General features: G+C 63.8%; 7 protein-coding genes. 4 read left to right on the forward strand and 3 right to left on the reverse strand.

All coding sequences use genetic code 11. The annotated features are described in order from the left end of the window. The 4 genes from HHJ19_RS17250 to HHJ19_RS17265 all read left to right on the forward strand — a co-directional run. Positions 1–235: HlyD family efflux transporter periplasmic adaptor subunit (locus tag HHJ19_RS17250; protein WP_366929422.1), on the forward strand; the 235-nt coding region annotated here is incomplete at its 5' end. 90 nt (positions 236–325) lie between these two features. Then, a complete protein-coding gene (locus HHJ19_RS17255) occupies positions 326–730 on the forward strand; it encodes a hypothetical protein (protein WP_296909089.1) in 405 nt (134 codons plus the stop codon). Continuing rightward, positions 727–1,920 (forward strand): ABC transporter permease, encoded by a 1,194-nt coding sequence (locus tag HHJ19_RS17260; protein ID WP_296909090.1) that lies wholly within the window; start codon positions 727–729, stop codon positions 1,918–1,920. Before HHJ19_RS17255 ends, HHJ19_RS17260 begins: the two co-directional genes overlap by 4 nt. A 6-nt stretch (positions 1,921–1,926) precedes the next feature. Then, complete coding sequence (locus HHJ19_RS17265) at positions 1,927–2,655, forward strand: ABC transporter ATP-binding protein (RefSeq protein WP_296909091.1); 729 nt, start codon at positions 1,927–1,929, stop codon at positions 2,653–2,655. 205 nt (positions 2,656–2,860) lie between these two features. Here the strand turns inward: HHJ19_RS17265 and HHJ19_RS17270 are convergent, their stop codons facing one another. Genes HHJ19_RS17270 through HHJ19_RS18095 form a run of 3 tightly spaced genes read right to left on the reverse strand, consistent with a single transcriptional unit; the run spans position 2,861 to position 4,054 of the window. Next, positions 2,861–3,241 (reverse strand): rhodanese-like domain-containing protein, encoded by a 381-nt coding sequence (locus HHJ19_RS17270; protein WP_296909092.1) that lies wholly within the window; start codon positions 3,239–3,241, stop codon positions 2,861–2,863. Beyond that, a complete protein-coding gene (locus HHJ19_RS18090) occupies positions 3,156–3,722 on the reverse strand; it encodes a hypothetical protein (RefSeq protein ID WP_366929424.1) in 567 nt (188 codons plus the stop codon). Before HHJ19_RS18090 ends, HHJ19_RS17270 begins: the two co-directional genes overlap by 86 nt. Before the next feature lie 47 nt (positions 3,723–3,769). Next, positions 3,770–4,054, reverse strand: a complete 285-nt coding sequence (locus tag HHJ19_RS18095) for a CoA-binding protein (RefSeq protein ID WP_366929423.1) — start codon at positions 4,052–4,054, stop codon at positions 3,770–3,772. Between the last annotated feature and the right edge of the window lie 54 nt (positions 4,055–4,108).

Here is a 4,108-nt window from a genome sequence, read left to right on the forward strand (position 1 = left end):
GCAGGAAAAAGCCTCGGCCGACGCTGCGCTGCAGGCCGCGCAAGCCAACCTGGGCGGCGCGGGCCAGGACGTACTGCGGCAGCGGGCCGAACGTGCCGCGTTGGCGCAGCAACGCGGCAACGTTCGCCTGCTGGCTCCGGGCGACGGTGTGGTGACCAGCCGCGACGCCGAAGCCGGCAGCACGGTGGTGGCCGGCCAGCCGGTGCTACGGATGATCGACCCGGCCAGCCTGTAGGTCAGGCTGCGGGTGGACCAGGGGCGTTCGGCTGGTCTTGTGCCCGGCCTGTCCGCGCAAATCGTGTTGCGTTCACGCCCGGATACACCCTTGGCTGGCCAGGTCGCGCGGGTTGAGTTGCTGGCCGACAGCGTTACTGAAGAGCGCATCTCGCAAGTGGGGTTCGCCGCCGCCGCTGGCGCGTCGATCGGTGAATTGGCCGAGGTCACGCTGCAACTGCCTGAAACTCCGATGTCGCTGCTGATTCCCAGCGCCAGCATTCAGCGCCAGCAGGGTCAGACCGGCGTGTGGCGGATTGAAGGCGGCAAGCCGGCGTTCGCGTCCGTGAAGTTGGGCGCCAGCAGCCTTGATGGCCAAGTACAGGTGCTTGACGGGTTGAAAGCCGGTGATGTGGTGGTGGTGTACAGCCAGAAAGCCTTGAGTGCTGGCGCCCGCGTGCAGGTGGTCGATGCGCTGGTGAACGGCAAAACCAGCCCCGCAAGAGACACCCCATGATCAGCCTGGCTGGGCGCGATATTGCCCACAGTTGGGGCAAGTTTGTACTCACCGGCCTGGGCCTGGGCTTGCTGATCGGCGTGACGCTGACCATGGCCGGGGTGTACCGGGGCATGGTCGATGACGCGCAGGCGCTGCTCACCAACAGCCAGGCTGATTTGTGGGTGGTGCAAAAAGACACGCAGGGCCCCTATGCCGAATCGTCGAGCCTGAAGGACGACGTGGTGCGCAGCGTGCGGGGCATGCCGGGCGTGGCGCAGGCGGCCAACGTGACCTACTTCACGATGCAGGTGAGCAACGACGATGGCGGCGAAACGCGCGCCATGGTGGTCGGCATCGAGCCCGACGGGCCCGGTGCGCCGGGCTACTTGGTGGCGGGCCGCCAACTCACGCGCAGCCATTACGAGGCCGTGGCCGACATCAAAGCCGGCTTTTTTTTGGGCCAGCACATCCGCATCCGCCGCCACGACTACACCGTAGTAGGGCTGACGCAGCGCATGGTGTCGTCGGGCGGAGATCCGATGGTGTTTATCCCGCTTAAGGACGCGCAGGAAGCGCAGTTTTTGAAAGACAACGATGCGATTCAAAACGACCGCACCCGCATCGTCAATAACCCGGCCTTCAACCGCCCTGGCGTGCCCAGTCTGCTGGATGCGGTGCAGGCCTTGCAAACCAGCAGCCACAACGTCAATGCTGTGCTGGTGCAGCTGGCGACCGGGTTCAATGCCGAACAGGTAGCCGAGCCGATTCGCCGCTGGAAGCACTTGCAGGTGTTTACACGCGAGGGCATGGAAGAGATTCTGGTGGCCAAGCTGATCGCCACCTCGGCCAGACAGATTGGCATGTTTTTGGCAATTCTGGCGGTGGTCAGCGCCGCCATCGTGGCCTTCATCGTTTACACCATGACGCTGGGCAAGATCCGTGAGATCGCGGTGCTCAAGCTGATTGGCACGCGCAACCGCACCATCGCCGGCATGATCCTGCAGCAGGCGTTGGGCCTGGGGTTGATCGGTTTTGTGGTCGGGAAGGTGGCCGCCACGTTCTGGGCGCCGGTCTTCCCTAAATTCGTGCTGTTGCTCACCCAGGACGCCTTGACGGGGCTGGCCGCCACGATGCTGATCTGCGCGCTGGCCAGCACGCTGGCGATTCGCGCGGCGCTCCAAATCGATCCGGCCACCGCCATCGGCTAAATTCCTATGAACGCCATGACACAGCCCACCCGCCCCGGCGGCATCCTGATCGAAGGCCTGCGCAAGGTCTACGGCCAAGGCGACACCGCCGTTGAGGCGCTCAAAAACGTCAACATGACGGTGGGCCCCGGCGAAGTCGTCGGGCTGGTCGGCCCCTCGGGTTCGGGAAAAAGCACGCTGCTCAAATGCCTGGGCGCCATCATCGAGCCCACGGCGGGCCGCATGACGCTGGGTAACGAACTGATTTATGACAACGGCTGGACCACCTCCGACCTGCGTGCGCTACGGCGTGACCGCATCGGCTTTGTGTTTCAGGCGCCGTACCTGATACCGTTTCTGGACGTGACCGACAACGTCGCCCTGCTGCCCATGCTGGCCGGCATGGCCAACGTCGAGGCCAGGCGCCGGGCGCTGGCGCTGCTGATCGCGCTGGACGTGGCCCACCGCGCCAAGGCCGAGCCTTCGCAGCTGTCGGGCGGCGAGCAACAACGCGTCTCGATTGCGCGCGCCCTGGCCAATCGTCCGCCAGTGATTCTGGCTGACGAACCCACCGCGCCGCTGGACAGCGAACGCGCTTTGGCCGTCATGCGTATCCTGAACCAGATGGCCGGGCAAGCGCAGACCGCCATCATCGTGGTGACCCATGACGAAAAAATTATCCCGACGTTCAAGCGGATTTATCACATCCGTGACGGCCACACCTTCGAGCAAGCCGGCGAGGGGCACAGCCTCTAAAAACGACTTCTGTTTGTCAAGGGCAAACCCCTTACGAACTGGGCTGCGCCGATTGGGAGATGCGCACCGTGGACGCGCTATATTTTTATAATTTTTACATCAAAACAGGCGGTTGCGCAATGAATACGGGCGCCAAAAGCCCAATAGCATTTAGGTTGATCCATCCCACGGCAACGCTCCGCTGAATGCGCCCTGCGCAAGCGGTTTACTCGAACGATGGCGGCTGCGGCTTGACCACCGGCTTGCCAGCGGACACCCAGGCATCAAATCCGCCCGCCAGGGACTGCACGTTCAGATAACCCATCTCATGCAGGGCGACGGCACAGAGCGCGGCGCGGCCGCTGGTCTTGCAATACAGCACGATCTTGAGGTCGCGCGGCTGCAGCGCGGGGTCGCCGCTGAACTTGAACTCCAGCATGCCGCGCGAGATGTGCACCGCGCCATTCAGGTGGCCGGCGGCGTATTCTTCGGCCTCGCGCACGTCAAGCAGCAAGCCGGCTTCACCGATGGCCTGATCGGCATTGGCGATGGGAATTTCCTGCACGCGGGTTTTGGCGGCGGCAACGAGGTCGTGGGCGGTTTTCATGGCGTCTCCTGAGGGTTGAGCGGGTGTTATCGGAGCTGTGTTCCAGTGCTGTCAAACACCTGCAGTGTGACGGGAATGCTCTGGCTGATGCTTTGGGTGACGGTGCAGTAGGACTCGAACTGCGCCAGCGCACGATCAAGATGCTCCAGTTCCCCGGGTTATAGACCATGTCAGAGCCGGCCCGTGCGCCGGTGTGCGAGGCTGCCGCCTGCTGGCCTTGGGGCGAACGCCTGGACTTGACGACGATCACCGGCTTGTTGCGTGCTGCGGCGCGCGCCGCCGACATGAATTTGCGCGGCGACTCGATGGCTTCGATGTAGACCACGATGGCACGGGTCCTGGAATCGCTGCCCAGATAGTCCAGCATGTCGCCCAGATCCACATCGGCCTGCGATCCCAGCGAAACCACGTGCGAAAACCCGATGGCTCGCGCACGCGCCCAGTCGAGAATCACCGCAACCAGCGCGTCCGATTGGGACACAAACGCAAACTCGCCGTTTAACGCATCCGTGGGAACGAAGCTGGCGTTCAGGCCGATGTGGGGGGCAGCAGGCCGCTGCAATCCGGCCCCAGGATGCGCAGCAGGTGAGGACGGACGGCTGCAAGCATGGCTGCTTTCTGCGCAATGTCCAACCCGTCAGTCAGCATCACCGCAGCGCGCGTGTCAAGTGTCCCCATCTCCTCGATCAGGCTTGCCACTGTGGCCGGTGGCGTGCAGATCACGGCCAGTTCGGGCACAGTCGGCAAATCGGCTGCGCGTACAAAGACCGGCTCGCCGTCAAGCTCGCGATACTTCGGATTGACCGCGTACACCGGGCGCCCTTGAAGTGGCTGTTGCTAACGTGGCGCCATACCGCAGCGCCCATG

The sequence above is a fragment of the Polaromonas sp. genome, from assembly GCF_012927415.1.
GTDB lineage: Bacteria > Pseudomonadota > Gammaproteobacteria > Burkholderiales > Burkholderiaceae_C > Polaromonas.